The organism is Brenneria sp. g21c3 (genome assembly GCF_040240345.1).
GTDB lineage: Bacteria > Pseudomonadota > Gammaproteobacteria > Enterobacterales > Enterobacteriaceae > Brenneria.
Genome location: NZ_JBEIAB010000041.1, coordinates 1 through 2,262 on the forward strand (window position 1 = coordinate 1; position 2,262 = coordinate 2,262).

A 2,262-nucleotide genomic window follows, 5' to 3' on the forward strand; every position below is an offset into this window, starting at 1 on the left:
GATGCAGCCATGGTCGCTATATTCAGGCGATATCCGATGTTAAAATAGGCGCGTTTATGACTCTGCTTATGCCCATTATTTTTAAAACCGCAGATTTCTTTCTGGATAAAGGGACTTTCTGGGAAAATCTTCTTGATGCGGTGATGAATAATCATCGTGAGTTTTATAAGTATTTTACTGCGATGTTGGTAATTAGTGGTGCTTTTTGGGGGCTATTTTTCTATAACGCCTATAAAGCGTATGCGCCCACCACCTGCAAACTGGCGGAGGAAATATTTCAGGTATTCGGCTGGCGTCATCCCAAATGGATAAACTTAAAGAAAATAACGACGAAGCGGGAAAAGGAATTAATACGTCAGGGGAAATGGTATTCGCCGAAGGATACCAGTAAGCCGCCGCTGCCCAGCGCGAAATCATTATGGGATGATGAGTATTGGCATTATTACTGACATTTGGCTACAGCATAAAAATATCATCCGCTGCCTGAGAGTCTGGCGCGATTTTAAAGGGAATGCGATGAGAAAAGAAAAAGTGATTAACCCTAAGGAGCTTCATCAGGAATTGTTCGAGGCGCGATTCAACGTAAAATATACCCGCCGCCAACTTGATATTCATGATGATAGTTATAGTAGTCGCGTCACGGAAGCCGATTTGGCGAAGGCGGAACAGCGCTATCAGCAGGTATTAAGCGAATGGCAGGCGCTGCCGCCGCCGCCGGTATTGCCGCCGAGCGGCAAACTGGAAAAAATCACCGGTCGGCTGGAGTCTTTTAGCCGTATCCGCTGCAAGGCCAACTTTGATCCTGATGTGTATGCCACCTCTTCAGACAGAACACTGACGGCGGGGGAAAAGGGCGCGGCGGGCGCGGGGGCCATCGCTATCGGCAGCCCGGCGCTGGCGGGGCTGGCGCTGAAGGGAGATGAGCCGATTTTAAACGACGCGGACTATGTGCAAGGGATGATAAACGGCCAGCCGTTTGCCGGTTGGGTAGGGATGACGCACCTGAAGGCGGGCGACGAGGTGGAGCTGGCGGCGGCATGGCAGGATGACCATTATCAGGTTTACGCCATTGCCGTACCGGCGTTGCGGATTGTCTCGGTATGTCCGCAGTGCGACCATGGCCGTTATATTGAGGCGATTTCCAGGATCAAGCTCGGCACTTTTATGAGTTTGCTTTTTATTATATTGGCCTGTATTGCAGTGTTACTAATGGGTAAAGGTACATTTTGGGAGAATTTTTCTTATGAATTGACTGATAATAAAGGTAATTTTTATTTTTTGATTGCAATGGGTATGGGGATAAATGGTGTTTTTTGGGGACTGTTTTTTTATGGTGCCTATAAAGCGTATGCGGAAACTGCCTGCAAACTGGCGGAGGAAATATTTCAGGTATTCGGCTGGCGTCATCCCAAATGGATAAACTTAAAGAAAATAACGGCGAAGCAGGAAAAGGAATTAATGCGTCAGGGGAAATGGTATTCGCCGAAGGATACCAGTAAGCCGCCGCTGCCCAGCGCGAAATTATTATGGGATGATGAGTATTGGCATTATTACTGACATTCGGCTACAGCATAAAAATATCATCCGCCGCCAGAAAGTCTGGCGAGATTTTAAAGGGAATGCGATGAGAAAAGAAAAGGTGATTAACCCTAAGGAGCTTCGTCAGGAATTGTTCGAGGCGGAATATCGAGTGGAATCCGCTCGCCGATACCTTTATAACAACGAATATGGTGTCTCCGAAACTGATGTGGCGCAGGCGGAACAGCACTATCAGCAGGTATTAAGCGAATGGCAGGCGCTGCCGCCGCCGCCGGTATTGCCGCCGAGCGGCAAACTGGAAAAAATCACCGGGCGGCTGGAGTCTTTTAGTCGTATCCGCTGCAAGGCCAACTTTGATCCTGATGTATATGCCACCTCTTCAGACAGAACACTGACGGCGGGAGAAAAGGGCGCGGTGGGCGTGGGGGCCATCGCTATCGGCAGCCCGGCGCTGGCGGGGCTGGCGCTGAAGGGAGAAGAGCCGATTTTAAACGACGCGGACTATGTGCAAGGGATGATAAACGGCCAGCCGTTTGCCGGTTGGGTGGGGATGACGCACCTGAAGGCGGGCGACGAGGTGGAGCTGGCGGCGGTATGGCAGGATGACCATTATCAGGTTTACGCCATTGCCGTACCGGCGTTGCGGATTGTTTCAGTATGTCCCCGATGCAGCCATGGTCGTTATATTCAGGCGATATCCGATGTTAAAATAAGCGCGTTTAT

General features: G+C 49.9%; 2 protein-coding genes and 1 pseudogene. All 3 read left to right on the forward strand.

The window, feature by feature from the left end; all coding sequences use genetic code 11:
* Positions 1 to 449, forward strand: a 449-nt coding sequence (locus ABRZ28_RS24155; protein ID WP_330521869.1) for a hypothetical protein, incomplete at its 5' end; no start/stop codon positions are given.
* A 67-nt stretch (positions 450 to 516) separates the two neighbouring features.
* Positions 517 to 1,557, forward strand: coding sequence for a putative type VI secretion system effector (locus ABRZ28_RS24160; protein ID WP_330521870.1), 1,041 nt, complete (start codon positions 517 to 519; stop codon positions 1,555 to 1,557).
* Between the two features lie 67 nt (positions 1,558 to 1,624).
* Positions 1,625 to 2,262, forward strand: a pseudogene (locus ABRZ28_RS24165) (hypothetical protein); the annotation flags it as partial.